Annotated in this window: 26 protein-coding genes; 7 read left to right on the top strand and 19 right to left on the bottom strand. The window is 72.9% G+C overall.

Annotated features, from left to right (window positions below):
• Positions 1–134: 134 nt before the first annotated feature.
• Positions 135–722 carry a flavin reductase family protein gene (locus FXF50_RS17280; protein WP_255510090.1) on the bottom strand — a complete coding sequence of 196 codons (588 nt, stop codon included), beginning with the start codon at positions 720–722 and terminating at the stop codon, positions 135–137.
• 253 nt (positions 723–975) lie between these two features.
• On the opposite strand from FXF50_RS17280, the gene FXF50_RS17275 reads away from it, so the two are divergent.
• The 3 genes from FXF50_RS17275 to FXF50_RS17265 are packed head-to-tail and all read left to right on the top strand — an operon-like array spanning position 976 to position 2,259.
• Entirely contained in the window at positions 976–1,761 is a 786-nt protein-coding gene (locus FXF50_RS17275; protein ID WP_148429038.1) for a helix-turn-helix transcriptional regulator, read from the top strand.
• A complete protein-coding gene (locus FXF50_RS17270) occupies positions 1,758–1,952 on the top strand; it encodes a DUF397 domain-containing protein (RefSeq protein ID WP_148429036.1) in 195 nt (64 codons plus the stop codon). Before FXF50_RS17275 ends, FXF50_RS17270 begins: the two co-directional genes overlap by 4 nt.
• Positions 1,953–1,971: 19 nt before the next feature.
• Positions 1,972–2,259: a hypothetical protein gene (locus FXF50_RS17265; protein WP_148429034.1), complete on the top strand. Its 288-nt coding sequence runs from the start codon at positions 1,972–1,974 to the stop codon at positions 2,257–2,259.
• On the opposite strand, the gene FXF50_RS17260 is transcribed toward FXF50_RS17265, so the two are convergent.
• From FXF50_RS17260 to FXF50_RS17240, 5 genes are all read right to left on the bottom strand, one after another.
• A complete protein-coding gene (locus FXF50_RS17260) occupies positions 2,243–3,940 on the bottom strand; it encodes an ABC transporter permease (protein WP_148429032.1) in 1,698 nt (565 codons plus the stop codon). The genes FXF50_RS17265 and FXF50_RS17260 overlap by 17 nt on opposite strands.
• Positions 3,925–4,689 carry an ABC transporter ATP-binding protein gene (locus FXF50_RS17255; RefSeq protein WP_091316495.1) on the bottom strand — a complete coding sequence of 255 codons (765 nt, stop codon included), beginning with the start codon at positions 4,687–4,689 and terminating at the stop codon, positions 3,925–3,927. Before FXF50_RS17255 ends, FXF50_RS17260 begins: the two co-directional genes overlap by 16 nt.
• Before the next feature lie 79 nt (positions 4,690–4,768).
• Complete coding sequence (locus FXF50_RS17250) at positions 4,769–5,164, bottom strand: hypothetical protein (RefSeq protein WP_148429030.1); 396 nt, start codon at positions 5,162–5,164, stop codon at positions 4,769–4,771.
• An 85-nt stretch (positions 5,165–5,249) separates the two neighbouring features.
• On the bottom strand, positions 5,250–6,890 hold the full coding sequence (locus FXF50_RS17245) for a cation acetate symporter (RefSeq protein ID WP_148429028.1): 1,641 nt from the start codon (positions 6,888–6,890) through the stop codon (positions 5,250–5,252).
• Positions 6,890–7,333 (bottom strand): hypothetical protein, encoded by a 444-nt coding sequence (locus tag FXF50_RS17240; protein WP_255510084.1) that lies wholly within the window; start codon positions 7,331–7,333, stop codon positions 6,890–6,892. Before FXF50_RS17240 ends, FXF50_RS17245 begins: the two co-directional genes overlap by 1 nt.
• Before the next feature lie 229 nt (positions 7,334–7,562).
• On the opposite strand from FXF50_RS17240, the gene FXF50_RS17235 reads away from it, so the two are divergent.
• Both FXF50_RS17235 and FXF50_RS17230 read left to right on the top strand, forming a co-directional pair.
• Positions 7,563–8,084, top strand: a complete 522-nt coding sequence (locus tag FXF50_RS17235; RefSeq protein ID WP_148429026.1) for an RNA polymerase sigma factor — start codon at positions 7,563–7,565, stop codon at positions 8,082–8,084.
• Positions 8,085–8,154: 70 nt separating this feature from the next.
• Complete coding sequence (locus FXF50_RS17230; RefSeq protein WP_148429024.1) at positions 8,155–9,282, top strand: hypothetical protein; 1,128 nt, start codon at positions 8,155–8,157, stop codon at positions 9,280–9,282.
• Positions 9,283–9,323: 41 nt separating this feature from the next.
• Here the strand turns inward: FXF50_RS17230 and FXF50_RS17225 are convergent, their stop codons facing one another.
• From FXF50_RS17225 to FXF50_RS17205, 5 genes are all read right to left on the bottom strand, one after another.
• Entirely contained in the window at positions 9,324–9,986 is a 663-nt protein-coding gene (locus tag FXF50_RS17225; RefSeq protein ID WP_148429022.1) for a DUF5701 family protein, read from the bottom strand.
• Positions 9,987–10,068: 82 nt separating this feature from the next.
• The gene (locus tag FXF50_RS17220) at positions 10,069–10,833 is read right to left on the bottom strand and encodes a LytTR family DNA-binding domain-containing protein (RefSeq protein ID WP_091316510.1); all 765 of its coding nucleotides are present in this window, start codon (positions 10,831–10,833) and stop codon (positions 10,069–10,071) included.
• A complete protein-coding gene (locus tag FXF50_RS17215; protein ID WP_148429020.1) occupies positions 10,830–12,053 on the bottom strand; it encodes a sensor histidine kinase in 1,224 nt (407 codons plus the stop codon). Before FXF50_RS17215 ends, FXF50_RS17220 begins: the two co-directional genes overlap by 4 nt.
• 33 nt (positions 12,054–12,086) lie before the next feature.
• Positions 12,087–13,595 (bottom strand): sugar transferase, encoded by a 1,509-nt coding sequence (locus tag FXF50_RS17210; protein ID WP_148429018.1) that lies wholly within the window; start codon positions 13,593–13,595, stop codon positions 12,087–12,089.
• Between the two features lie 325 nt (positions 13,596–13,920).
• A complete protein-coding gene (locus tag FXF50_RS17205; protein ID WP_148429016.1) occupies positions 13,921–14,781 on the bottom strand; it encodes an Fpg/Nei family DNA glycosylase in 861 nt (286 codons plus the stop codon).
• 24 nt (positions 14,782–14,805) lie between these two features.
• Between FXF50_RS17205 and FXF50_RS17200 the strand changes: the two genes are divergently transcribed.
• Positions 14,806–16,071: a glycosyltransferase family 4 protein gene (locus FXF50_RS17200; RefSeq protein WP_148429014.1), complete on the top strand. Its 1,266-nt coding sequence runs from the start codon at positions 14,806–14,808 to the stop codon at positions 16,069–16,071.
• A 133-nt stretch (positions 16,072–16,204) separates the two neighbouring features.
• Here FXF50_RS17200 and FXF50_RS17195 read toward each other — a convergent pair whose 3' ends face one another.
• The 5 genes from FXF50_RS17195 to FXF50_RS17175 all read right to left on the bottom strand — a co-directional run bounded on the left by FXF50_RS17195 (position 16,205) and on the right by FXF50_RS17175 (position 20,014).
• The gene (locus FXF50_RS17195; RefSeq protein WP_148429012.1) at positions 16,205–16,927 is read right to left on the bottom strand and encodes a CDP-alcohol phosphatidyltransferase family protein; all 723 of its coding nucleotides are present in this window, start codon (positions 16,925–16,927) and stop codon (positions 16,205–16,207) included.
• The gene (locus FXF50_RS17190; protein ID WP_148429010.1) at positions 16,905–17,969 is read right to left on the bottom strand and encodes an iron-containing alcohol dehydrogenase family protein; all 1,065 of its coding nucleotides are present in this window, start codon (positions 17,967–17,969) and stop codon (positions 16,905–16,907) included. Before FXF50_RS17190 ends, FXF50_RS17195 begins: the two co-directional genes overlap by 23 nt.
• Positions 17,957–18,688: a sugar phosphate nucleotidyltransferase gene (locus FXF50_RS17185; RefSeq protein WP_148429008.1), complete on the bottom strand. Its 732-nt coding sequence runs from the start codon at positions 18,686–18,688 to the stop codon at positions 17,957–17,959. The genes FXF50_RS17190 and FXF50_RS17185 overlap by 13 nt, the downstream gene beginning before the upstream one ends.
• 70 nt (positions 18,689–18,758) lie before the next feature.
• The gene (locus tag FXF50_RS17180; protein ID WP_255510083.1) at positions 18,759–19,568 is read right to left on the bottom strand and encodes a hypothetical protein; all 810 of its coding nucleotides are present in this window, start codon (positions 19,566–19,568) and stop codon (positions 18,759–18,761) included.
• A complete protein-coding gene (locus tag FXF50_RS17175) occupies positions 19,565–20,014 on the bottom strand; it encodes an NUDIX hydrolase (RefSeq protein ID WP_187399707.1) in 450 nt (149 codons plus the stop codon). The genes FXF50_RS17180 and FXF50_RS17175 overlap by 4 nt, the downstream gene beginning before the upstream one ends.
• A gap of 112 nt (positions 20,015–20,126) precedes the next feature.
• Between FXF50_RS17175 and FXF50_RS17170 the strand changes: the two genes are divergently transcribed.
• Complete coding sequence (locus FXF50_RS17170; protein WP_148429006.1) at positions 20,127–20,519, top strand: cyclic nucleotide-binding/CBS domain-containing protein; 393 nt, start codon at positions 20,127–20,129, stop codon at positions 20,517–20,519.
• Positions 20,520–20,589: 70 nt separating this feature from the next.
• Here FXF50_RS17170 and FXF50_RS17165 read toward each other — a convergent pair whose 3' ends face one another.
• The 3 genes from FXF50_RS17165 to FXF50_RS17155 form a co-directional block, all read right to left on the bottom strand.
• Positions 20,590–23,634, bottom strand: coding sequence for a malectin domain-containing carbohydrate-binding protein (locus FXF50_RS17165; RefSeq protein WP_255510082.1), 3,045 nt, complete (start codon positions 23,632–23,634; stop codon positions 20,590–20,592).
• 217 nt (positions 23,635–23,851) lie between these two features.
• On the bottom strand, positions 23,852–24,898 hold the full coding sequence (locus FXF50_RS17160; protein ID WP_148429002.1) for a glycoside hydrolase family 26 protein: 1,047 nt from the start codon (positions 24,896–24,898) through the stop codon (positions 23,852–23,854).
• Between the two features lie 145 nt (positions 24,899–25,043).
• A complete protein-coding gene (locus FXF50_RS17155) occupies positions 25,044–25,976 on the bottom strand; it encodes a sulfotransferase (RefSeq protein WP_148429000.1) in 933 nt (310 codons plus the stop codon).
• Positions 25,977–26,001: the final 25 nt, after the last annotated feature.

Here is a 26,001-nt window from a genome sequence, read left to right as displayed (position 1 = left end):
TGGGGAGTTTTCGCGCACGGTAGAGAGCGCGCTCCCCGCCGGGGAAGGCTCCGATCGGTGCCGGTCGACCGCTGCGCCGAACGGCGGTCCGGCTGCGCCGAGTGACCCAGGTCACTCCGCTCACCGGTCGGCGGTCAGTCGGTCAGCCCCCGGTAGCGGCCGCGGTAGTGCAGCAGCGGCGGGGTGTCCTCGGCCAGGTCGACCGCCTCGATGGTGGCCTCGACCAGCAGGCCCCAGCCGTACTCCCGGGTGGCGTCGAGGCGGCACCCGGCCCACCCGCCGGCGTCCGCGGGCACCGGCCCGTACGGCGTGTCGACCCAGGAGTCGAGGGCGAACAGGCCGCCCGGCGACGGGAAGAGGCCGGCGAACCGGTCAGCGAGCTGCCGGTGCTGCGGGCCGAGCGGCGCGACCGCGAACCGGCCCGCCTCCTCCACCGCCGCCCACAGGTCCGACTCCGGGTCGACCAGCCCGAGCAGCCGGTCCGGCTCCCCCTCGGCCACCAGGGTGGACGAGACGGTCAGCCCCGCCGGACCGGGCGCGGTCCAGAGCGTCACCGGAGCGGCCAGCCGGCCGCGCAGCCGGCGGACCGGCGAGCGCTGCCCGGCCGGCGCGGCGAACGGGTCGGTGTGGTGGATCTCGGCGCCCGGCTCATGATTCACGTGAAACATTGTGCCGCCCCGGCCCCGCGCCCAGCCCAGGAAGCGGCCCGGCCTCTTCCAGATCTTGGACGAATTGAGCCCCTCTGGGGGCCGTTTCCGTCCAAGATCTCGGCGGTCGTTCCCCATCAAGCGCCTCCCCGGATGAGGGTCGCCCCGGCCGGGGGATGGCCGGGGCGACCTGCCGCAGGACCGGCCGCCGGGTCGTCGCCTCCGCCAGCCGGGCCGCGTGTCTCCACCCTGGACTCCGCAGCGCGAGCAGGGGAGGATGCCAGGGCTTACTACCGAGCGCGACCACGTACTTACCGGGGACGTAAGGATGAACATCGAGGTATGGGTGCGGGCCCTGAAGGCCGCCCGGGCCGGGGCGGACGTGTCCCAGGAAGGGCTGGCGGCCGAGATCAGGTGGAGCCCGTCGACGGTCGCCGCCATCGAGACCGGGCGACGCCGGCCGACCATGGAGTTCGCCGTCGCCGCCGACCAGGCCCTCGGCACCGGCGGCCTCCTGGCCAGCCTGCTGACGGCGGGCGAGGAGAACAGCGGACCGGCCTGGTTCGAGTCGTGGCCCGGCCACGAGGAGCGGGCGATCCGGCTGTGTTATTTCGAGCCATGCCTGGTCCCTGGCCTTCTGCAAACCGAGGAGTATGCCCGCGCGGTCGCCTCGGCGGGTGGCCTGTACCGGAGCGATCGGGTCGAGGAGCTGGTCAGCCTCCGGATGAGTCGTCAGCGTCTGCTCTACCGGGACAATCCGCCCGAGTGCGTGTTCGTCATCGACGAGAGCGCTCTGCGCAGACCGGTGGGAGGACCGGCAGGCATGGATCGTCAGCTCGGTCGATTGCTCGAAGCGGCGGAGCTGCCCGATGTGCGGCTGCATGTCCTGCCGCTCGACGTCGGCGCACATGTCTCGATGGGTGGTGGCTTCGTGCTCGCGGAGCTACCCGGACACGACCGTCTGCTCTGCCTCGACAACGCGGCCCGTGGTCAGATCGCTGACTATCCCGACTGGATCGGCTTGGTGCAGCGCAAATGGGAGCATCTGCTTGGTGAGGCGCTCAGCGAAAGCGCCTCTCTCGATCTGATCAACAAGCTGAAGGTGACGCCATGACGAGTGTCGCGCCCCGCTGGCGCAAGTCGATCCGCTCCGCCAATGAGGGCAACTGCGTCGAGGTGGCGGACAACCTGCCCGGGGTGGTACTGGTGCGGGACAGCAAGGACCCGTCCGGGCCCACGCTCGCCTTCACCCTGGCCGCCTGGCGTTCCCTGGTCACGAGCCTGCGGCGGCCCGGGCTCGACTGAGGGCCCTACCCTCCCGGGCATGTCTCTCGTCTCACCGCAGCAGCTCGCCCAGGAGCGCGTCGTCAGCGCCGAGGCCGTCCTCGGCGGCCGGGTCGATCTCGACGCCTACCCGCACCGGCACCTCGTCGTCGCCGCCCGGCACCCGTGGGGAGGCAGCGGGTTCCGGCCGCTCATGGAGGCGGTCGAGCACCTCTCCCACTACGGCTGGGAACTGGTCAGCGTGACGAGCGTGGGCGACGGCCACAACCTCTACGCATTCCTGCGCCGGGTCACCGCCTCGACGACCGGCATCAGCGCCTGGGGGTGACGGCGGCCAGCAGCTCCGGCTGGCGGTGGTCCAGCACGTCCCCGGCCAGGTACGCGCCGAGCAGCGCCGCACCCAGCCCGTACGCCAGGCCGACCGGCAGGGCCAGCCAGAGCCAGACGTCGCCGAGCAGCGCGGCGGCCACCACCACGGGCAGGCCCGCCACCGCCGAGGCCACCATCGACACCAGGGCGTACAGGCTCTTCGCCATGCCGGCGCCGGTGTTCATGGCGAACGGGTTGCTGGTCTCCGGCAGCGCGTAGCCGCCGAGCACCGAGACCGTCGCGTTGATCGCCAGCCCGCAGCCGTACGCGGCGAACAGCCCGCCGGCCATCACGCCGAGCCAGCCGGGTCGCCCGAGCACGACGGCCAGCACCACGGCGACCGTGCCGAGGATCGGCACCACGTAGAGCGAGAACGCGACCATCCGCGCCCGCAGCTCCACCCGCCCCGGCACGCCCGCCACCACGTTGGCGGCGTACGCGCTGCCGTCGAAGCCGAACTGGTTGGCCAGGGTCACCGAGGCGAGCACCCCGACGAAGAGCATCGAGAGACTGACCAGCACGGGGGACGAGTTGGCGGTGGCCTGACCGAACGCGGCCCCGCCCTCGGTGGCGAACCGGGAGCCGCCCAGGTTGACCATCACCGGCACGAAGATGCCGACCACCGCCACGGTGATCAGGTTGGCCCGCCGCCGGGCGTCCCGCCACCAGTAGCGGCACTCCCGGGCGACCAGCGCGCCGAACCGGTCCCGACGGGCCCAGCCGACCGCCCGGGGGAAGAGCTGCCCGACCGCGCCGGCGGCCGCCGCGCCGCGCCGGTCCCGGGCCGGCCCGGCGCTCGCCGCGCCCACCATGGCCGACTCCAGCGACCGCGACCACCAGAGTAGGAGTACGCCGATCGCCGCCACGGTGATCAGCAGCTTCAGCACGGCCGCGACGGGGTGCCCCTCGGCCACCTCGACACCGGCCGTCCAGGGCGCCCCGAACGGGGTCCAGCCCACCACCCGGGCCACCCCGGTGAGCCGGTCCCAGTCGGCCTGCTGGACCGCGCCGACCACCAGCAACTGCAACGGGCCGAGCAGCGCGGCGAGGACCGCGAGCAGCACGGCGGCCAGGTCGCGCACCCGGCGGGAGCGGAGCATGGTGGCGAAGGCGCTGGTCACCGCGCGTGCGCCGGCCACGCAGAGCAGCAGGCCGAGGAGCACCCCGAGCACCGCGACCAGCGCGGCGAACCAGCCGCCCAGCGCGCCGGCGGTGACCACCAGCCCGGCGACCGTCACCAGCGTCGCCAGCACCGGGACGCTGACCAGGGCGGCCGCGAACAGGCCGGTGACCAGGGTGCTGCGGGAGAGCGGGAGCAGCGCGAACCGGGCCGGGTCCAGGGTCTCGTCCACGCCGAAGAACACCAGCGGCAGCAGCAGCCAGCCGAGGGCCAGCAGGCCGCCGCCGAACGCGGCGGTCATGAGCGCGTACCGGGACTCACCGGCCAGGCCGGGCGCGGCGAACAGGAAGAAGCCCCCGACGGCGAACCACAGCCCGAACAGCACGCCGCCCACGAACAGCGCGATCCGCCACGCCTGGCCGCGGAAGTTGTTGCGCAGCACCCGCAGCTTGAGGCGGACGAAGTGCCGGGGCGAGACGGCCCGGGCCGGCCGCTCGGACGCGGTCACCGGGACAGCCACGACAGCTCCTCGCCCGTCGCCGTACGCCCGCCGACCACCTCGACGAAGACCTCCTCCAGCGACCGGTCGCCGCGCACCTCGGTGAGCGTGCCGACCCGCTTGATCCGGCCGTCGGCCAGGATCGCCACGTGCGAGCAGAGCCGCTCGACCACCTCCATGACGTGGCTGGAGAAGATCACCGTGCCGCCGCCCACGACGTAGCGGTGCAGGATGTCCCGGATCAGGGCCGCGGACACCGGGTCGACGGCCTCGAACGGCTCGTCCAGCACCAGAAGGCGGGGGCCGTGCAGGAGCGCGCAGGCCAGGCCGATCTTCTTCTTCATGCCGGCCGAGTAGTCGACCACCAGGGTGCGGCCGGCGTCGGTGAGCGCCAGCACGTCGAGCAGCTCCGCCGCCCGCTGGTCGACCACCGCCGGGTCCATGCCGCGCAGCAGACCCTGGTACGCCAGCAGCTCCGCCCCGCTGAGCCGGTCGAAGAGGCGTACCCCGTCGGGCATCACGCCGAGCAGCCCCTTGGCGCGCACCGGGTCGGCCCAGACGTCGTACCCCAGCACCCGGGCCTGGCCGGCGTCGGGCCGCAGCAGGCCGACGGCCATGGAGAGGGTGGTCGTCTTGCCGGCCCCGTTCGGGCCGAGCAGCCCGTAGAACGAGCCGGTCGGCACGTCGAGGTCGACGCCGGCGACCGCCACCTTCGTGTCGAACCGCTTGGCCAGGCCACGGAGGGACAGTGCCGGGTGCTGATCGGTCATGCCCCCGACCGTAGCCCGCCGCCACCAGCGGTCGATCCGGCCGAAGGATGATCTTCCCGTCCTCCTTGAGCCGTACGCGTCAGAGCCCGTCCCACGGGTGGGGCCGACCGTTGTCGCTCTCCCACTCGGCGACGGCCCGGGCCCGGTCGGGATCGTCGGCCAGCAGCCGCCAGTACTGGGCCACCACCCGCCGGGTCTCCTGAAGCGGATAGTGGGCCTTGAGCACGTCACGCCAGAGGTTCTGCAGGTCCACGCCCTCCGCGCTGAGTTCGGCGGCCCAGGCGTTGCCCTCCCAGCTCTCGCCCTCCTTGCGGCCGGCGGCGATGTCCTCCAGGTCGGCCAGCAGGTCGAGGCACGTCTCGTGGACGCTCTGGATGTCGTCGGTCAGCCACATGCCCAGGCAGTCGAGCCGGCGGTCGGTGGTGCGGTACTCGGCGATCCCGCGGTCGTCTCGGTAGAACTCGATGCGGCTCAAGGCGTGCCTCCAGGCAGGACGGGATAGCCGTGGCTCAGGGTGTCCGTCTCGGGAGCGTAGAAGCCTTTCAGATCGACTCCCCAGGTCAGAGGCGTAGCGTCTCCGGGGTGTGCAGGCGGAGCATCGTGACGCCGACGTCGCGGGGCAGCCGCCGCCGGGTGGCCATCGACACCGCCACCATCACGGTGAACGCCAGCGGCACCGTCCACGCGGCCGGCTGGGTGGTGAGCGTGGCCGGCCAGCCGGACAGCGGCGGGCCGAGCACCGTGAGCAGCACCGCGCCGATCGCGGCGCCGCCGCCGACCAGCACCCCGGCGGCGGCGCCCAGGTCGGTCAGGCCGCGCCACCAGATGCCGAGGACCAGCAGCGGGCAGAAGCTCGACGCGGCCACCGCGAAGGCCAGCCCGACCACCTGGGAGACGTCCAGCCCGGAGACGTTGAGCGCGAGCACCGCCGGCACCCCGCCGGCGATCACCGTGGCCAGCCGGAAGCCGCGGACCGAGCCGCGGCCGAGGACGTCCGTGGAGATCACCCCGGCCACGCTGGTGAGCAGGCCGGACGAGGTGGAGAGGAACGCCGCGAACGCGCCCGCGGCCACCAGCGCGGCGAGCAGCCGGCCGGTGGTGCCGTCGCCCAGCGCCGCACCCGGCAGCAGCACCACCACGGCATCGGTCTGCCCGGTGACCAGCAGTTGCGGCGTGTAGATCCGGCCCAGCACGCCGTAGATCGTGGGCAGCAGGTAGAAGACGCCGACCAGGGCCAGCACCACCAGCGTGGTGCGCCGGGCCGCGGCGCCGTCGGGGTTCGTGTAGAAGCGCACCAGCACGTGCGGCAGGCCCATGGTGCCGAGGAAGGTGGCCAGGATCAGCGAGTACGTCCCGAACAGGCCCCGGTCGTCGTCGCCGGCCGTGTCCGGCAGCAGCCAGTCGCTGGCGTCGGTGGCCGTGCCGGAGACCTCCGGCACCGGGTCGCCGGCGGCGAAGTCGAGACGGTCGCCGGGGCGTACCTCCCGGATGTCGCCGTCGGGCAGGGTGAGCGTCGCGCGGTGCTCGACCACCACGGTGGTCGCGGTCCGGAACGCCGGCCCGTCGGGCGGGGTCACCGCCGGGCGGGCGTCCGCCTGCCACTGCAACGCCAGGAAGATCGCGGGTACGGCCAGCGCCGTGAGCTTCAACCAGTATTGGAAGGCCTGCACGAAGGTGATCGCCCGCATCCCGCCCAACGCCACGTTCGCGGTCACCACCACGGCGACCAGCAGCGCCCCCACCGGATAGGGCGAGCCGGCCACCGTGGCCAGGGTCAGCCCGGCGCCCTGGAGCTGTGGCACCAGGTAGAGCCAGCCGATGAAGATCACGAAGACGGTGGCCAGCTTCCGCAGCCGTCGCGAGCCCAGCCGCACCTCGCAGAAGTCGGGCAGGGTGAACGCACCGGAGCGGCGCAGCGGGGCGGCCACGAAGAGCAGCAGCGCCAGGTAGCCGGCGGCGAAGCCGACCGGGTACCAGAGCACGTCGACGCCGTACTTGAGGATCAGCCCCGCCACGCCCAGGAAGCTCGCCGCCGACAGGTACTCCCCGCCGATGGCGGCGGCGTTCCACGTCGGGCTGATCGCCCGGGAGGCGACCAGGAAGTCGGAGGTGGTCCGGGCCAGCCGCAGCCCGTAGAAGCCGATCCCGACGGTGACCAGGGTGACCGCCACGATCGCGGGGACCACGTAGCCGTTGGACATCAGCGCTCCGGCCGCTGGACCAGGTCGGTGAAGTCCTGCTCGTTCCGTTCCGCCAGCCGCACGTACGCCCAGCCGACCGCGATGAGGAACGGGAAGGCGACCACGCCGAGCAGGAGCCAGGGCAGGTTGACGCCCAGCAGGGTGACCCGGCCGACCGACGGCGCGATGGCGAAGAGCCACGGCAGGCCGCCCAGCCCGATCACCACCAGCAGGCTCAGCCGCAGGGCGAGCGAGAGCTGGGCCCGCATGAGGCCCCGCACCAGCGTCTCGCCGACCCGGGTCTGCTGGGTCAGCTCGGAGCGGGTGCGGTCGGCGCGGCTGGCCGGCCGGGAGACCTCGGCCAGCACGACGCGGGTCCGCGCCGGCTGCGGGGCACGCGGGACCGGCACCGGAGCCGCCTGCGCGCGCCGCCCCGGAACGTCCCGCTCCTCCGCTCCGGTCATCCCCGGCAGTCTCGCCTGCTCAGCGGGAATGTCAAGAGCGCCGGGACGGAGCTGTGCACAACTTGTGGATAACGCTTCACTCCTGTGGACAACCCGGTGGATGACGGCCGCCTCGTTGTGGACGACGGAGCGGGATGCCAGAGTGCTGCCCCTCGGCGACGACTGTGATCTTCTCTCCGGGAACCTTCCGCCCGCCCGACGAGTGGGAGAGGTGTGAAGGGAGGTGACGGTGTCCGACGGTGATCTGATCTCCGAGCTCTACGCCGGTGCTTTCCGGCGGTTGGTGGTCCAGCTCTATGCCGTGACCGGCGACCTCAGCGAGGCCCAGGAAGCGGTTCAGGAGGCATTCACCCGAGCCCTGGCCGCGCCCGGACGGTTCGCGCGGCTGGACAACCCGGAGGCGTGGCTGCGGCGGGTCGCGGTGAACGTCGCCCGCAGCCGGCACCGGCGGCGACGGGTCCTCGACCGGCTGCTGCTCCGGATCGGTCCGCCGCCCGCCGTCGCCGACCGCTCGCCGGATCACCTGGCCCTGCTGGCTGCCATGCGGGAGCTGCCCGAGGGGCAACGGACCGCGCTGGCGCTGCACTACCTGGTCGACCTTCCGGTGGACGAGATCGCGGCGACCCTCGGCGTGTCCGCCGGCACGGTGAAGTCCCGGCTCTCCCGTGGGCGGCAGGCCCTCGCGGCGCTGCTCACGGATTCCGACGTCAGCGGCAGCACCAGCACCGGGAGGATCCATGTCCGATCGTGAATTCTCCGGCTTCCAGGTCGACACGATCGCCGGCGCCGTCCGGCAGCCGCCGCTCGACGAGCTGCGGTCCGTGGCACGTTCCCGCCGACGCCGGTCCGGCGCGCTGGGCGCGACCGCGCTGGCGTTGCTGGCGACCCTGATCGTCGTGCCTCTGGTGGCCCAGCCGAAACGGTCCGGGTCGGCGGAGCCCCCCTTGCCGTCGCCCGGCCCGAGCCTGCCGGGAAAGCCCGGCGACTTCACGCTGACCGGCCCGGAGTCGGGGGTCGATGTGCGCGTCGACGGCTGCGTGTTGCGCTTCGCCCGCACCACCGACGGGGGCCGGACCTGGTCCGACTGGGACGACGCCCGGTACCAGGCCACCAGATGCGAGCCCGGACCGGCCGCGAGTAGGGCAAATCTGGAGTATTCCGTATTGGGGGACCGCACCTATCTGGTCTACGACGGCGGGTTGCGTCGCCTCTCCACCGACTATGGCCGCACCTGGCAGGACGCGCACGAGGCGATCACCGCGGTGCGGGCCTTCCCGCCGACCGCCCGGCCCGTCTTCTGTCAGTTCCCGTGCCAGGCTGTGGACCAACCGCTCGCGGTGGACCCGTCGACGGGAGGCGTCTACCGGCTCAGCGGACCGCCGCCGTCACTGCTTCCGTTCTTCAGCCTCTACCCCGCATCGGACGGCAGCATCTGGATCACGTACGGGGTCAACCAGGCCGAGGTCGGGGCCCGCAGCACCGATCGGGGCGTGACCTGGACGACCTGGACGCCACCGACGGGGAAGAGTCTTCTGGCGCTGGTGGCAGTTGACGAACGGAAGGGCTACCAGCTCGTCTCCGGCGCGGACGGGGCGGTGACGCTGGAGCGGACCCAGGACGGTGGGAGAAGCTGGTCGACAACCCTGACCGGTCTGCCGGAGGTGGCGCACTGGGACCTGACGGTGGGCTCGGACGGGTCCCTGCTGGCCATCACCCAGACCGGCCCGGACGATGCCCGCGCACAGGAAGTGCTGGTGAGCCGGGATGACGGTCGAAGTTTCACGGTGGCGCGAGGGGACGGGATGCCCGTCGCCTCGGTCTGCGTCGTGCCGGGCTACGCATGGCTCTTCGGCGGCGGCGGCGGTCCGGAGCCGGAGGCGGAGGCGGACCACCTGGTCCTGACACAGGACGGGCGCATCTGGAAACAGTTTCTCCTCGCCGCGCCCTGAGCGGTGCCGGGGGCGGGACCAGGCGGTCCCGCCCCCATGGCTCAGCCGAGCCCGACCCGCACCGGATCGGCGGTGGCCGAGCCGAGCCAGGTGTGCGGGTTGCCGAACCAGCACCAGCCGAGCTTCGGCGTGCCCTGGCTGATCCAGAGCGCCGGCACCCGCTTGTCGCCGCAGCGGGAGCCGACCAGCGAGAAGCACCGGTTGCTGGCCAGCGCCGGCGGGTGCAGGGTGACGAAGGCGAGGCCCTCGTCGATGGTGATCGGCAGCCGGCCCCGCTCGGTCATGTCGGCCAGCGCGGCCGAGGGCGGCAGGTTCCGGTACTCCTCGCCCCGATCGACGTCGAAGAGCAGGTACGCCGGCCCGGCCGGCACCTCCAGCTCCTTGATCGGGTCGAACGTCGGCAGGTCGTCGGCGGGGAAGTTCCGGTCGAGGATGCCGGGCTTCCGCTTGCCGGCGAGCGTGGTCAGCGCGATCCGCTCCTGGACAGGCACCAGCTCGCGGGTGGTCACCAGCAGGAAGGGCACCCGCCCGTCGGTGGGCGCGGGCAGGTCGGCCGCCCGGCCGACGGCGGCCCCGCGCAGGGGGGTGAGCAGGTCCCGGAAGGCGTCCTCGGTCAGCCCGGCCAGGGCCGGGTAGCCGAGTTGGACCAGGTGGTCGAGTTGACGGTCGAATTCGGTAGCGGCGTCGTAGCGGCTGTCGGGCATGCGGTCTCCACTGTGTCGTACGGCGTCCCGTACAGCGTACGACAACGGGGGCGTATTCCCGACCGGCGAAGAAATTCCGGGATCAGCGGTTCCAGTCCTGCTTGGCCGCGCGGACCAGCTTGTCCTTCAGCTCCCGGGTGTGCCGGCGGCTCACCGGCAGCTCGGTCCCGTCGATCACCACCACGTAGCCGGAGTTGACCAGCCGCAGCTCGGCGATCAGCTTGAGCTGCACCAGGTAGGACCGGTGGATCCGGACGAACCCCGCGTCGGCCCAGCGCTCGGCCAGGGTGGCCAGCGACACCCGGACCAGGTGGGAGCCGTCCGACGTGTGCAGCCGGGCGTAGTCGCCCTGCGCCTCCACCCAACGCACCGCCGAGCGGGGCAGCATCCGGGTGGTGCCGGCCAGCTCGATCGGGATGGTCGGATCCTCCTCGGCCCGGGCCAGCGCCGCCGGATGCGACGGGACCACCCGCGCGCCGATCACCCGGCGCAGCGACTCGGCCAGCCGCTCGGCGCGGACCGGCTTGCGCACGTAGTCCGTGGCGCCCAGGTCGAAGGCGTCCACCGCGCCGTCGTCGTACGCCGTCACGAAGACGATCGCCGGCGGCCGGGCGAAGCGCCGCAGCACCCGGGCCAGCTCCATGCCGTCCAGACCGGGCATCCGGATGTCCAGGAACACCACGTCCACGTCGCTGTCGCGCAGCACCCGCAGCGCCTCGGTGGCGTCGCCAGCCGTGTCCAGCCGAGCCACCCGGGGATCGGCCCGCAGGTGGTACGCCAGCTCGTCCAGCGCCGGCGGCTCGTCGTCGACCGCCAGCACGCGCAGAAACCCGGTCGCGGCGTTCATGACGTCGCCCGTACCCCGGGGTGGAACTTCGGCACCCGCATGCTGACCTTCGTACCCGAGCCCAGGCCGGTCTCGACGACCAGGCCGAACCGGTCCCCGAAGGCCGACCGGAGCCGCTCGTCGACGTTCGAGAGGCCGACGTGCTGGCCCGGGTCCTCGGCCGGGTCGCTGCCGGCGCCGGAGACCTCGGCGATGCCGGCGGTCAGCGTCGTCGGATCCATCCCCACCCCGTCGTCCTCCACCGTGATGTGGCATTCGGCGCCCGCGTCCCGGGCCTCGATGCTCACCATGCCGGTGCCCGGCTTGCGGGACAACCCGTGGCGGACCGCGTTCTCCACCAACGGCTGGAGGCAGAGGAACGGCAGGGTCACCGGCAGCACCTCCGGCGCGATCTGGAGGCGCACCTGGAGCCGCTCGCCGAAGCGGGCCCGCTCGATGGTCAGGTAGCGGTCGATCGAGCGCAGCTCCTCGGCGAGCGTGGTGAACTCCCCGTGCGCCCGGAACGAGTAGCGGGTGAACTCGGCGAACTCCAGGATCAGCTCGCGGGCCCGCTCCGGGTCGGTCCGGACGAACGAGCCGATCGCGGTCAGCGCGTTGTAGATGAAGTGCGGGCTGATCTGGGCGCGCAGCGCGCGTACCTCGGCCCGCGCCAGGCGCTCCCGCGAGGAGTCCAGCTCGGCCAGGGCGAGCTGGTCGCCGGCCCAGTGCGCGGTCTCCAGGGTCGCCTGCACGAGGCCCGGGGCCGGCTGCTCGTCGGCCACCGCCACCAGCGCCCCGACCACCCGGCCGTCGGCGCTCAGCGGGGCCACCACGGCGCCCCGGACCGGGCAGTCGACCAGGTCGCAGTGCAGCTCCGACTCGCGCAGCACGGTCGAGCGCCCGACGCCGACCGCCTTCCGGGCCGCCGCGAGCAGTTGGTCGCCGTGGTGCGCGCCCTGACCGTCGAGGGCGAGCAGGACCTCCCGGTCCGTCAGGGCGAGCCCGGCCGCACCCACCAGGGCCCGCAGATGGCGTACGGCCTTCGCCGCGCCCGCCGCGCTCAGGCCGCCCCGCAGCGGCTCGGCGGCGAGCCCGGCGGTGTGCAGCACCTCGTACGTGGCCCGCTGGGTGGCCGTGGCGATGCCCCGGCGGGCGCGCAGCCGCAGCACCGCCCAGAGCGCCGCGGCCAGCGCGGTGACCAGCGAGACGACGCCGAACACGGCCGAGAGGTTGCCACCCACGCCCGCGATCCTGACGGGTGGCGGCCCGAAGCGCTAGTACGCGCCCTTGCGGGCGAGCACCACCCCGACGGTCCGCCACAGGATGCTCAGGTCGTACGCCAGCGACCAGTTGTCGACGTAGTAGAGGTCGAGCCGGACCGCCTCGTCCCAGGAGAGGTCGGAGCGGCCGGAGACCTGCCACAGCCCGGTCATGCCCGGACGGACCAGCAGCCGGCGCCGGACGTCGCCCAGGAAGTCGCCGTCGTCGGCGGGGAGCGGGCGCGGGCCGACCAGCGACATCTCGCCCCAGAGCACGTTGATCAGCTGGGGCAGCTCGTCCAGCGAGGAGGCGCGCAGGAAGCGGCCCACCGGGAAGACCCGGGGGTCCTGCTTCATCTTGAACAGCATGCCGTCGGTCTCGTTCTGGTCGACCAGGCCGGCCAGCCGCTCCTCGGCGTCGACGTACATGGTGCGGAACTTCCAGACCCGGAAGGTGCGCCCCTCGTGCCCGACCCGGGGCTGCCGGAAGAAGACCGGCCCGGGGTCGGAGACTCGGATGGCGATGGCGATCGCGAGGAAGAGCGGGGTCAGCAGCAGCAGGCCCAGCCCGGCGGCGACCCGGTCCATGAGGCTCTTGGCGAGCAGCGCCGGCCCGGACAGGGTCGGCTCCTCGACGTGCAGCAGCGGCAGGCCCTCAATGGGGCGGATGTGCACCCGCGGGCCGGCGATGTCGGTGAGCTGGGGCGCGACCACCAGGTCGACCCCGGAGCCCTCCAGCTGCCAGGCCATCCGGCGCAGCTCGCCCGGCTCGGCGCTCGCCGAGCCGCAGACCGCGATGGTGTCCCCGCCGACCTCGCGCACCAGGGCGAGCACGTCCCGGCCGGCGTAGACCGGCACCGGGGTCTCGATGCCGCGGGCGGCGGCGTAGCCGTCGGTGAGGTGGATGGCCACCGGGACCAGGCCGGCCCCCGGGTTGCGGGTGACCGCCGTGTAGACCTCCAGGCACTCCGGCAGGGTGCCGACCAGCACCATCCGGTGCCCGGCCTGGCCGACCCGGCGGCGGACGGCGTGCAGCGTCATCCGGGCCAGCATCCGGACCAGCAGGATCAGCAGCATCGCGCCGAGCAGGGCGAAGCCGACCGTCCACCGCGAGAGCGAGTAGGTCTTCGTGGCGAACGCGATGAAGGAGACGGTGGCGGCGACCGCCACGCCGGCCCGGGTCACCCGCTTGAACTCGTCCGGCCCGAGGCCGAGGTAGCGCCGGTCGTACGCCCGGTTGCCCCACAGGATGAGCAGCCAGCCGAGCGGCAGCAGCACGAACGCGACCGTGTAGAACCACGACTGGGGCGCGTGCCGGAAGCCCGAGTCGGCCTGCTCGAAGATCTGGATGGCCAGCAGGCTGGCCAGCGCCGCCGCGCCGAAGTCGAGCAGCAGCAGGATCGCGATGTAGGGGCGATGCCAGCGGGACACCCGGCGCCGGGCACGGGCCCACGCCAACCGGGGTACGCCGTTGTGCGACGGCGGAGTCGGCGGCTGGATCTCGAAGCTGTCGACGTGCCGCACGCTCTTGCTCCGGCCTGTGTTGGTTACCGGGCGCTGGAGGCTTGTCGTCACCTCAACCAGTGTCCTCCCGCATGACACGCGCCCTCACTCGCCGTGAGGGCCCGGGTCGCCCACCGTCCCAGTCTCCCACGCGGGCCCGGCCCGGACCGCCCCCCGAGGGAGAAGCCGTCCGATGGTGCTCGCGGAGATCTGGCCGGCTTCGAGTCGGTTGTGAAGCCGGGGACCGAGCCACTATACCGATGGATGGCGGCCCCGGTAGAGGTGCGGAGTGGGACCTTCCGCGATCCCGGGACGATTCCTCTCCGTAATCGCGGAGTGCGATTACTCACCGTACGAGGCGGGACAACCGTCGGTCAGCCAGCGGCTTGCCGCCGGTCTGACAGGTGGGGCAGTACTGGAGGCTCGAATCGGCGAACGACACCTCCCGCACCAGATCGCCGCAGACCGGGCACGGGAGCCCCTTCCGGGCGTGGACCTTGAGCCCGGAGCGCTTCTCACCCTTGAGCTCCGCGGCCCGCTGCCCCATCGAGCGGCGGACCGCGTCGCCGAGCACCGCGCGGGTCGCCGCGTGCAGCGTGGCGAGCTGGTCGTCGGTCAGCCGGTCGGTGATCGCGAACGGGGAGAGCTTCGCGGCGTGCAGGATCTCGTCGGAGTAGGCGTTGCCGATCCCGGCCAGCACCGACTGGTCGGTCAGCACCCCCTTGACCTGCCCCCGGCGGCTGCGCAGCCGGGCGGCGAAGGTGGCCAGGTCGGCCTCCAGGGCGTCCGGGCCCAGCTTCCCCACCCCGGGCACCAGGGCCGGGTCCGTCACCAGGTACGCGGCCAGCTTCTTCTGCGTGCCCGCCTCGGTCAGGTCGAAGCCCGAGCCGTCGTCGAGGCGTAACCGCAGGGCGATCGGGCCCTTGCCGGGGCGCAGCGGGGCGGCCGACGGGAACGCCTCCCGGTAGTGCAGCCAGCCCGCCCGGGCCAGGTGCGCCACCAGGTGCAGGCCCTCGTCGAACCGGACATCCAGAAACTTCCCGTACCGGCCCGCGCCGGTGACCGTCCGGCCGGCGACCGCGCTCGGCGGCGGGTCGTACGTCTTCAGCGCGCTGATCGCGGCCACCTCGACCCGCTCGACGCGGCGGCCGACCGCCCGCTCGCGCAGGTAGCCGGCGAGCGCTTCCACCTCCGGTAGTTCAGGCACGCCACAACGGTAGCCTTCTTTCCCGTGAGAATCGTGGTGGCGCACAACCGGTACCGGGAAGCCCAGCCCTCCGGCGAGAACACCATCGTCGACGCGGAGATCGCCCAGCTCACCGCGGCCGGGGTGGAGGTGCTGCCGTTCCTGCGCAGCTCCGACGAGATCCCCGCGATGTCGAAGCCGGCCAAGGCGCTGCTGCCGATCTCGCCGATCTGGGCCCCGAAGGCCCAGCACGACCTGGACCGGCTGCTCACCGAGCACCGCCCGGACGTGCTGCACCTGCACAACCCGTACCCGTTGCTCTCGCCCTGGGTGGTGCGGACCGCGCACAAGCGGGGGGTGCCGGTGGTGCAGACGGTGCACAACTACCGCCAGGTCTGCTCCTCCGGGCTCTACTTCCGCGACGGGGTGATCTGCCAGGACTGCCGGGGCCGGGCGCTGGGCGTGCCGGCGATCGTGCACCGCTGCTACCGGGGCTCCCGGGCGCAGAGCGCCCTGATGGCCACCACGCTCGCCGTGCACCGCCCGACCTGGAAGTCGGTGGACCGGTACATCGCGCTCACCACGGCGGTCGCCGACCATCTGCGGGACTACGGCATCCCGGACGAGCGGATCGTGGTCAAGCCCAACGCGGTGCCCGACCCGGGGACCCCGGCACCGCCCGGGGACGGGTTCCTCTTCATGGGCCGGCTGAGCCCGGAGAAGGGGCTCGACCTGCTGCTGACGGCGTGGCGGCGGCATCCGGTGGGCTCGCTGGGCCCGCTGCGGATCGCCGGCGACGGCGAGCTGCGGCCGCTGGCCGAGGCGGCCGCCGCCGACCGGCCCGACGTGGTCTACCTGGGCCAGCTCGACCGGCCCGGGGTACGCGCCGCGCTGGCCGACAGCGCCGTGGTGCTGGCCACCTCCACCTGGCACGACGTGCTGCCCACCGTGATCATCGAGGCGCTGGCCAGCGGCCGCCCGGTGCTCGGCACCGCGCTGGGCGGCATCCCCTACCTGGTCGGGGCCGACGATCCCCGGGAACCCGCCGGGACCGGCCCGGCCGAGGTGGCCACCGCGGCACCCGGCGACGGACACGTCTCCCTGCCGCGGGGGGTGCAGCGCGGCGAGGCCGGCTGGGTGGTGGCACCCGACCCGGAGGCGCTGGCCGCCGCCCTCCCGGTGGCCCGCGCCGGCGCGGCGACACTCGCCCCGGCGGCCCGCACCCGCTACGAGCGCACCTTCCACCCCGACGTGGTGACAAAGCGCCTCATCGACATCTACGCCGACGTCACCCGCACGCCCCACCGCTGACCCGGGGGCGCGCCGCCTTCACGCGTCGATCATGAAGTTAGCGGGTCCGGAAAGCGCGTTCCCCGTCGGCCAACCTCATGATCAACGAGGTCGGGGCGGCGGGGAGGTGGGCGCGAGCGGACCGGGCGGGTGGTCAGCGGAGGGAGGCGCGGGCCGAGAAGGCGATGCTGGCCAGGAGGAAGCCGCCGTTGACGATCGTGAAGGCGACGATCACCCAGACGGTCAGGGCGGGGGCGAAGGTCAGCACCAGGCCGGCCAGGAAGATCACGGCGCCGTAGTCGCGGACGAGCTTTGCCAGGCGGACCGGGAGCTTGGTCGAGGTGACCATGCTGGCCGCGTTCGGGCCGGCCTGCATCACCGAGGTGACCAGGTTGACCATCCAGGTGCCGGCGAAGACCGCGATCAGCCAGGTGGGCGTCGAGGGGCGCTGCGCCACGGCGGTCGCGCCGAGTGCGGTGACCAGGGCGATCTGGGCGGCCACGTCGCAGAGCACGTCGACCCGCGCGCCGGCCGCGCTGCCCTGCCCGGTCACCCGGGCGAGTTGACCGTCGGCGCAGTCCAGCGCGTACGCGACCTGCCAGCCGACCAGGGCGACCAGCCCGACGGCCCAGGCCGGCACGGAGCCGGCGGCGACCTTCGGGGCGAGCGCGACCACGGTGACCGAGGCGGCCAGGCCGAGCACCAGGTTGGTGAGGGTCAGCGCGGTCGGGCGCAACCCCAGGCGCTGGGCCACCAGGGCGAAGACCGCGCCGATCCACTGGCTGATCGACTCGCTGAACAGGCCGCCGCCCCGGTTGACCCGGTGGAAGTCGGCGACGGAGGGGCGGGACGGCTCAGCCAAGGTCGCGGAGTGCACCGGCGTAGTCTGCCAGCCGCTCCCGCGTCTCGGTAGGCGACATCGCCAGGTGTTCGAGGATGGTGTAGCGGTCCGGCCGGGTGGCCGGCGCGAACTGCACCGCCTCCACGAACTGCTCGTCGGTCAGGCCCACGTCGGCGGGGAGCCGGGGCAGGCCGTGCCGGGCCAGGCAGGCCGACATCTCGGTGAGCCGGCGCTCGTCGCCGCGGAGGAAGGTGCAGAACAGCGCGCCGAGGCCGGCCAGCTCGCCGTGCGAGGCGGTGCCCGGGTAGAGCGAGTCGACGGCGTGCATGATCTCGTGGCAGCCGCCGCTGGCCGGGCGGCTGGTGCCGCAGACCGCCATGGCCAGACCGGTGGAGATCAGCGCCTCGGCCAGCACGGTGACGAAGGCGTCGTCGCTCATGTCGCCCCGGTGGGCGAGCACCGCCTCCGCGCCCATCCGGGCCAGCGAGGCGGCCAGGCCGTCCACCGGCTCCCCGCGTACCTGCCGGGCCAGCTCCCAGTCGGCCAGCGCGCTGATGTTGCTCACCACGTCGCCGATGCCGGCCCGGTTGTGGCGCTCCGGCCCCGCCTCGACGAAGTCCAGGTCCACGATCACGGCGATCGGGATGTGCACCCCGTAGGAGCCCTTGATGCCCTCGGTGACCAGGCTGGCCACCGGCGAGGCGATGCCGTCGTTGGCCAGCGCGGTAGCCACGGTGACCATGGGCAGGCCGCGCCGGGTGGCCGCGTACTTCGCCACGTCGATGGTCTTGCCGCCGCCGATGCCCACCACCGCGTCGTACGACCGGCTGCGCAGCTTGGCGCCCAGGTCGTCGGCGGCGTCCAGGGTGCCGCCGGCCACGGTGAACACGTCCGCCGACCGCAGTGAGGGGCGGATCAGCTCGGCGATCTGCTCGCCCTGCCCGGGGCCGACCACCACCGCCACGTCGCCGCCGGCGGAGATCCGCCCGTCGACCAGGATCGTGGCGAGGTCGGCCACCGCACCGCGCCGCACGTCGATGTGCAGCGGGGTGAGGATCGTCCGGGCTAGTAGCGGCACGCGATCTCCCGCGCCCGGGCCAGGTCGGCGTGGTTGTCGACCTCGACCCACGAGACGTCCCCGATCGGGGCGGCCCGCACCTCGCCGCCCCGATCGGCGAACTCCTGGTAGCCGTCCTCGTAGTAGAGGTTCGGGTCGCGCCGCCAGGTCGCCTCCAGGGCGTCGGCGAGCGCGTCGGCCACCTGCGGCTCGATCAGCGTCGCCCCGATGTACTCCCCGTACGCCTCGCCAGGGTCCATGATCTTGGTGATGCGGGTGAGCTGGCCGGCCGCGTCGAAGGTCGTCTTCATCTCCTCCTCGGCCAGCGCCTTGATGTTGTCGATGGCCAGCAGGATGCCCGGGCCGCGCTCGGCCAGCAGGGTCTTCTCCACGCTCACCGGGTGCACGGTGTCGCCGTTCACCAGCAGCACACCCCGGGAGAAGTGCTCACGGGCCAGCCAGAGCGAGTACGCGTTGTTCCACTCCTCGGCCTTGTCGTTGTGCACGAGGGTGATCGTGACGCCGTACTTCTCCTCCAGCGCGGCCTGCCGCTGCCGGACCGCGTCCGCCGCGTAGCCGACCACGATCACGACCTCGGTCAGCCCCACCTCGGCGAGGTTGCGCAGCGCGATGTCGAGGATGGTGGTCTCCCCGTCGACCGGCACCAGGGCCTTGGGCAGGGTGTCGGTGTACGGGCGCAGTCGGCGCCCCGCACCGGCCGCGAGCACCATCCCGATCATGCCGGCACCATCCTCTTCTCGACTCCGCTCCACCCGGGGAGGATATCGTCGCGCCGCCGCCGGCCGTGGTTCAGCCCGGCAGGGCGGCCAGGTCGGCGAGCAGCTCCAGGCGTTCCTCCGCGGCGAGCACCGCCCACGGGCCGGCCGCCCGGCGGTCCGTCTCCTGCTCGATCGCCAGGCGCTCCGGCCCGTCGGGCAGCTCGACGACGCTCGCCGCCGTGTGCCCCGCCGCCGTCCACGCGGCCGCGTGCGCGTCCGCGCGGTGGTAGCGCAGCGTGCCCAGCCGGTTGAGCAGCAGCACCCCAGGCGGGGTGCCGTCCGGCTCGTGCGGCGGGGCCATGGTCGCGAAGGCGCCGGGCTCCGCCGCCGCGAACGCGTACGCCAGCACCCGGCCCAGCGCCGGGACCAGCCGCGCCACCCGGTCGTCGTGCCCCGCCCAGAGCTCCTCGGTCACCTCGCCGTGCACGCCGAACAGCTCGGCCAGGAAGGCGAGCCCGCGCTCGGTGGCGCAGAAGCCGCCGTCCGGGAAGCGCTGGATCATCCCGTACGCGACCTGCTTGTCCAGCGCCCGCTGGCAGGCGGCCGGGTCCCGGTAGCGGGTCACCGCCGCGAAGCCCTCGGCGTCCACCGTGCCGCCCGGCACGGCCAGCCGGGTGCGGAACTCCACGAGGAAGCCGGTGGCCGCCGGTCCCCCGTACCGGGAACTCAGCTCCGCGCCGCCGCCGTCGCGGCCGGCGAGCATGCCGGCGACGAAGGCCCGGTCGACGGCCGGGGCGACCAGCCCCGCGAACCGGTGCGGCGGCAGCTCGACGGCGTCGCCCGCTTCGACCCGGTGCGTCGGAGACCGCGGCGCGCCGCGACCGGGAATCGTCGCGCTCACAGACCGATCGAACGCAGGGCGGCGAAGGCGTTCTCGGCGATCCGCCGGATCAGCCCGTCGTTGACGTCGCGGTGCTCGTCGAGCAGGTCGACGTCCTGCTCCGCCAGCCAGCGGAACTCGGTGTGCTTGCCCGCCTCGAGCCGGGGCCGGCTCAGGTCGCCGTCCACCCGGACCAGGAAGTCGGTCTCCACGCGGGTCAGCCCGTCGTCGCCGGTGTACCGGTATTCGCCGACCTGGCCGAGCACGTGCGAGACGGTCCAGCCGGTCTCCTCGGTGACCTCCCGGCGCAGCGCGTCCTCCACCTCCTCGCCCGGTTCGAGGTGGCCGCCGACGATGTCCCAGCAGTTGGGGAAGAGGCGCCGCTCGGGGGACCGGCGTTGGATGAAGATGCGGCCGTCGTCGTCGACGATCAGCGCGCCGGCGCAGCGGAGGGGCTCGGTGGGCACCTCACGACAGTAGCGATCCCGCGCTGTTCGTGGCGATGCCCGGTCTTGTCCCGTTCCGCATCGATGGCCCACCATGTCCGTACCGAGGCCGCCGTCCCACAGGAGTGATGTGATGCAGGTACGGGAAGCGATGTCCAGTGAGATTCTCGTGGTCGGCCCGGAGCACACGCTCCGCCAGGCGGCCCGGATGATGTCGGCCCGACGGGTCGGGTCGGCGGTCGTGATCGACCCGGACTCCGAGGGGGTCGGGATCATGACCGAACGCGACGTGCTCAACGCGATCGGGGCCGGGCTCGACCCGGACGTCGAACGCACGGGAGCCCATCTGACCTGGGACGTGGTCTACGCGGGCCCGGACTGGACGGTGGAGGAGGCGGCCGCGGCGATGGCCCGGGGCGGCTTCCGGCACCTGGTGGTGCTCGACGGTCGCGAGGTGGCCGGAGTCATCTCGGTACGCGACCTGATGCGGGTCTGGGCGCGGGAGCACACGGCGCCCCGCGTCTGAACCGACGACGGAAAAGGGCGATGGCCCGGCCGATACCGGCCGGGCCATCGTCGTGTCGTACCGCTTCGGCTCAGGGGCCGACGAAGACCGACGTGCCGCGCCAGTCCACGTTGTCGACGCCCGGGCCGCTGCGCACCGTGGCGGAGCCGGTCGGCGCGCCGTCCGACCACGCCATCGAGGAGAGGTTGCCGGTGGTCCGGGAGACGACGTAGAGGGTGCTGCCGTCCAGGAACAGGCCGCCCGCGTCGGCGAACGCCGTGGTGCCGGCGACCGTGGCCCGCTCGGCGCCGACGACGCCGGTGTCGGGCGTGAACCCGCGCCAGAACAGGGTGCTCTGGCCGGCCAGCGTGTAGTAGATGCGGCCGCCGCTGTAGAACATGGCGGTCACGTTCGGCAGTTCGGCGGAGAAGTTGACCGTCATGCCCGCGTAGGTCGAGCCCTCCGGCGCGGAGCCGGTGACGACGAGGTCCCACTTGGCGTCGTGGTACGGGTCGAGCTTCTTCGGGGTGCCGAACGTGGTGCCGTCGAACGAGCGCTTGTAGAGGTCGCCGTTGACGCCGTAGAACAGGTCACCGCCGACCCAGAAGGCGCCCTTGACCGTGGACCACTTGGTGTTGTCCGGGTTGGCCACCGAGCTGGCGTTGCCCACCGCGGTCGCGCCGTCGTACGACCGCTTGGTGATGCTGTCAAGCGTGGTGGCGGGCGGCACCGGCGGGAGCTTGACGATCTCGATGCCCTGGACGAGCGGGTTCTCCAGGACCCGACCGAAGTCGATGTCGATGTTGCCGTCGCTGGTGACCGCGAAGGCCCGCATGGTGCCCCGGTTGGTGCCGCCGGCACCGGCCACCGGGTCGAAGTCGTTCAGCTTGAGCACGCCGTCGACGCTGACGTCGAACTTGCGCGCGCCGACGACGCCGGTCTTGGCGTAGCGGTTGGCGAAGTAGAGCCGCACCTGCACCGGGGTGCCCGCGGGGACCGGGAAGTCCCACTGCATGTCCGGCGCGGTCGCCAGGTCCCAGCGCTCGCTGTCGAACAGCGTGGCCGGGGTGCCGGCCGGCACGGTGGCGTCGAGCGCCGCGCCGGTGGCGTACGTCTGCACGTTGCTACCGGTGTTGTGGTAGGCGCTCGGCGCCGTCGCGGTGTCGGTTGCCCAGGCCGGGCCGCTCGGCGCGGCCAGCTGGCCGCCACCGGCGTTGACCCGGTAGAGGACGTCCGCCGCGTCCGGCGTCGGCGCGGTCTTGACGATCTCGATGCCCTGGATGAGCGGGTTCTCCACGACCCGGCCGAAGTCGACGTCGACCACGCCGTCGCTGACCACGGAGAAGGACCGCATGGTGCCGCGGTCGGTGCCGCCCGCGCCGGCCACCGGGTCGAAGTCGTTCAGCTTGAGCACGCCGTCGACGCTGACGTCGAACTTGCGCGCGCCGACCACGCCGGTCTTCGCGTACCGGTTGGCGAAGTAGAGTCGCACGTCGACCCGGGTGCCCGCGGCGATCGGGATGTCCCACTGCATGTCCGGGGCGGTCGCCTGGTCCCACCGCTCGGCGTTGAACAACGTCGCCGGGGTGCTGGCCGGCACCGTCGCGTCGAACGTCGCGTTGGTGCCGTACGCCTGCGCGGTGTTGCCGCCGTTGTGGTACGGGCTGGGCTGGGTGGCCGTGTCGCCGGCCCAGTCCGGGCCGCCGTCGGTCGCCGGGATGGCCGGACCACCGGCGTTGACCCGGTAGAGGACCTCGGTCTGCGCCGCGCGGCCGGCCTGGTAGACGTCGCCCGGCAGGCCCTTGGTGCTGGTCGAGTGCGGGGCGTTGCCGCCGTCCAGCGGGAAGAACGCGAGCCGCTTCCGCTGGTAGTCGAAGTTGCCGATGTACTCCTGGTCGCTGCCCAGCCAGAGGCCCTCCGGGGTCACCAGCATCTCGGTGACGCCGTAGCCGCGCGGGTGGCGGCCCGGGTTCCAGGACAGCGGCAGGCCGCTGGCCGGGTCGAGGGCCGCGATGCTGGCCCGCGGCACCGCGCCGGGGCCTGCCTTGTCGAGCGCGAGCGGGTTGTTCGACCAGCGGAAGTGGCCGCCGACGTAGATGGCCTTCTCGCTGATCCCGGTGGAGAGGAAGGTGTCGCCGCCGCTGTAGTTGGCCCAGGTCGGCTGCTGGCCGCCACCGCTGGCGGTGGTCTCCCAGCGGGCCGCCGAGTCGCAGAGCGTCCCCGGGTACGACGCGCCGGTGGTCACCACGACGAAGTACTTGCCGTCCGGGGAGAACTGCACGTCCCGCACGTACGAGTCGAACGAGATGTACCGGCAGGCCGCCGAGTAGCGGTCGGTGTTCCAGTCGGCGATGGTGGCCGCGCTGTCGCCCAGGTCGATCCGGACGATCTGGTCGTGGACGACGCCGTTGGCCTTCTTGAAGTTGCCGATGACCACGAGGTGCTTGCCGTCCGGCGAGACGGTCAGCTTCTCCACACCGACGCCGGCCTTCGCGCCGCCGTTGGTGCTGGTCCAGTTGTGGTTCTCGGTCAGCGCCACGGTGAGGTAGTCGGTCACCGCGCCCGTGGTGGGGTTCAGCGACGCCAGCCCGTTACGGGTGGTCGTCGCGGTCACCGTGGTGAAGATGCCGCCGACCAGGAGCCGCCCGTCGACCAGGGCGATGTCGCTCACCGTGCCGTTGAACGCCGGGCCCTTGAAGCCGGCGACCGGCGTGCCGTCGGCGACGTTGAGCAGGGCGAGCTTCCGGAAGTTGGTGCCGTTCACCTGGTTGAAGGTGCCGGCCAGGTAGACGGTGCCCGGCGTCGGGCCGGCGATGATCGCCGTGACGTCGCCGTCGAGCACCGGGGCGAAGGACTCGTCGAGCTTGCCGGTCGCCTTGTCGAAGGCCAGCACGCCCTTCCGGGCGACCTCGGTGGTCGACGCGCCGCGGTTCTGCGCCTTGGTGAACGAGCCACCCACGATCACCTTGGTGCCGGCGTCGTAGATGGCGACGACGTTGCCGTCGTTGATGTTCGGCGTCTTGTCCGTCGGCACCTCGCTGACCATCGTGGTGTGGTCCGGCGCGGGCGCGGCGAGCGCGGGCACGGGGGTGAAAAGGGTGGCGATGCCGAGAACGGCGACGCCGAGTGCGGACACCGAGCGGTGTCTCAGGATCGAGGAAGCCACAGGCTACTCCGGAGGAAATGTCGGAGGCGCTGCGGTCATGGCCGTTGTCGGTGCGAGGTGGGGCGCCGCACGGCCGACCGCAGACGTGAGAGCAACACCTTCTCGCATCCGCCCGTCGCCCGTCCACCCGGGATCGGCCTTTTTGGCCGAGGAAACGCCCCAGGTCACACGAAAAGACGAGGGAAGATCATCGACTTGGTACGGAGGGTGGCGCCGAGGACACGCTGAGATCCGGCGGCGGGGGGTTGAAGTACGGATCGGTGGCCATCTCGCGGAACACCGCCGCGCTCTCCGGGTCGTTGCCGAACGTGCTGTCGTACAAGGGTTTCGTGGTCTGCCGGGCGGCGAAGTAGACGGCGGCCTTGATCTGCGGGTGCTTCTTCAGGTACGGGCCGACCTCGCGCATCCAGTTCGCCCGCTGGCCGGGCCCGCCCTCCTGGGTGAGCCCGAACTCGCCGATGACCACCGGCCGCGGGTGCTTCTGGGCGAAAGCCATGAAGTGGTCCATCCGGTCGGTGAAGCTGTTCCACTCCGGGCCGGGATAGACGTCGGCGCAGAGCCAGTCGACCTGGTCGTCGCCCGGGTAGTAGGCGGCGGCGTCCCGGTCGGGCTCGGCGAAGCCGTCCGCGTGCGGGCACCACACCCAGGCCGCGTTGGTGACGCCGACCTCGGTGAAGATGGCCCGGACGTGCTTCCAGGCGGCGACGTAGTCCTCCGGGGAGTGCATGCTGGCGGCCAGGTTCGGCCGGTCCATCTCCCACCGGTAGCGCAGCAGCACCGGCACCCCGAACTCCTTGACGTCCGCGGCCCGCTGCCGGATGAGCGAGTCGTACACGCCGCTGACCGTCGACCGGGTGTCGGTGCCCTGCCAGGAGATCATCTGGAGCTTCCCCTGGGACTGGAAGGCCCGCTCGGTGGCGCCCGGGAAGGCTTCGTTCCACTCGTGGAACATGTGCGCGATGGTCAGCTGGCCGCCGGCCGCGCGGTTGAAGTCGTCGAATGCGGCCGCCCGCCCGGTGGCGTTGTGGAACTGCGGCTTCACCCAGGCGCCCACCCAGGCGCCCTTCTCCGGCACTTCCGGCCCGCGCCCGGTGGTCCGGACCGGGCTGGTCCGCGGCGTCACCGTGGGCGGGGGCGCCACCGCCGTCGTGCCACCGCCCGGCTGGTCGGCCGAGCCGAAGTCACAGGCCGCCACCGCCGGAACGAGGCAGGCCAGGGCGAACACGGCCGCCATCGTCCGTCGTAACCGTCGTACCACCGCAACCTCTCCCCAGGATGGTCGCCGGCCCCACGGTCGTCGGCCCCGGCGGCCCCGCGTCAGCGGAGCGGCGTGCCGGGACGGGCGGGCGACCCCTGGCACTCTACCGGCGCGACGGCCCTTACGCGGTGTAGCCGAGTTCCCTGAGCAGCGGCCCCGCCTCGGCGAGCACGTCGGCGAGGTCCTGTTCCGCCAGTCGCTGACGCCAGCGACCGACCGAGTTCGGCCGGGCCTTGGCGAACCGGGCGTGCAGCGCCTCCCGGCCCGCCGGGTCGTCGACGGTCAGGAAGTCGGCGACCACCTCGGCCGCCTCGGCCGGCCGGCTGACGATGTCCTCGTAGCGGAGGTGCCGGACCCGGTCCGCCGGCAGGCCGGCGAGCTGGGCCAGCGCGCTGCTGGTGAAACGGCGCCACATCCAGGCCGAGCGGCGCAGGTCGGAGACCTGGCTGAACTCCTCGCGCCGCTCCGGCTCCACCCAGAACCGGGGCGCGGCGCCCCACGGCGTGCCGCCGCGGCCGCTCTTCCCGGTGCCCGTCGAGGCGGCGTTCAGCCACGGCTGCTCGGCGTGCGACACCGCCACGTCCCGGCCGTCCCGGTAGACGTGCAGGAAGACCGCGTCGGGGAAGACCTCGGTCAGGAAGGGCACGATGAAGCAGTTCTCCGGGTCCTTCTCGGCGAACCGCAGCCCGCCGTGCCCGGAGGCGGCGAGCAGCGCCCCGTAGTAGCCGCGGAAGTAGCGGGCCGCCCGCTGCGGGGTCCAGGTCCCCTCGTACACGCAGCGGGCCACCGCCTTCGTCAGCCGGGGCTCGAAGTGGTACGACACGTCCGGCAGCGCGCCCACGCAACTGCCCAGGAACGTGGTGCCGGAGCGGGGCGCGCCGAGGATGAAGATCGGCCGCTCGACCTTCAGGGTGAGCCTGCGGCCGGCGGCCTCCACCGGCCGCTCCAGCTCCCGGCGTTCCTTCCGGTCCGCCAGCAGGCCGACGGCGGCGAGCTTCGCGGCCTTCACGGTCGACAGGCCGGAGTGCGGGGCGAGGGGCGTGCTGCTGGTCATCGGGGTCCCATCGGTAGGCGGGAAC

The sequence above is a fragment of the Micromonospora sp. AP08 genome (assembly GCF_008085935.1).
Classification (GTDB): domain Bacteria; phylum Actinomycetota; class Actinomycetes; order Mycobacteriales; family Micromonosporaceae; genus Micromonospora; species Micromonospora chersina.
This window is presented reverse-complemented; position numbering and strand designations above follow the sequence as displayed.

Bases quoted from the DNA above. Each gene is read 5' to 3' on its own strand.
- FXF50_RS17160 (WP_148429002.1), bottom strand. From the start codon at position 24,898: ATGGCGGCCGTGTTCGCCCTGGCCTGCCTCGTTCCGGCGGTGGCGGCC.
- FXF50_RS17220 (WP_091316510.1), bottom strand. From the start codon at position 10,833: ATGAACGCCGCGACCGGGTTTCTGCGCGTGCTGGCGGTCGACGACGAG.
- FXF50_RS17265 (WP_148429034.1), top strand. From the start codon at position 1,972: ATGTCTCTCGTCTCACCGCAGCAGCTCGCCCAGGAGCGCGTCGTCAGC.
- FXF50_RS17240 (WP_255510084.1), bottom strand. From the start codon at position 7,333: ATGACCGGAGCGGAGGAGCGGGACGTTCCGGGGCGGCGCGCGCAGGCG.
- FXF50_RS17275 (WP_148429038.1), top strand. From the start codon at position 976: ATGAACATCGAGGTATGGGTGCGGGCCCTGAAGGCCGCCCGGGCCGGG.
- FXF50_RS17155 (WP_148429000.1), bottom strand. From the start codon at position 25,976: ATGACCAGCAGCACGCCCCTCGCCCCGCACTCCGGCCTGTCGACCGTG.
- FXF50_RS17185 (WP_148429008.1), bottom strand. From the start codon at position 18,688: ATGATCGGGATGGTGCTCGCGGCCGGTGCGGGGCGCCGACTGCGCCCG.
- FXF50_RS17255 (WP_091316495.1), bottom strand. From the start codon at position 4,689: ATGACCGATCAGCACCCGGCACTGTCCCTCCGTGGCCTGGCCAAGCGG.
- FXF50_RS17270 (WP_148429036.1), top strand. From the start codon at position 1,758: ATGACGAGTGTCGCGCCCCGCTGGCGCAAGTCGATCCGCTCCGCCAAT.
- FXF50_RS17225 (WP_148429022.1), bottom strand. From the start codon at position 9,986: ATGCCCGACAGCCGCTACGACGCCGCTACCGAATTCGACCGTCAACTC.
- FXF50_RS17170 (WP_148429006.1), top strand. From the start codon at position 20,127: ATGCAGGTACGGGAAGCGATGTCCAGTGAGATTCTCGTGGTCGGCCCG.
- FXF50_RS17245 (WP_148429028.1), bottom strand. From the start codon at position 6,890: ATGTCCAACGGCTACGTGGTCCCCGCGATCGTGGCGGTCACCCTGGTC.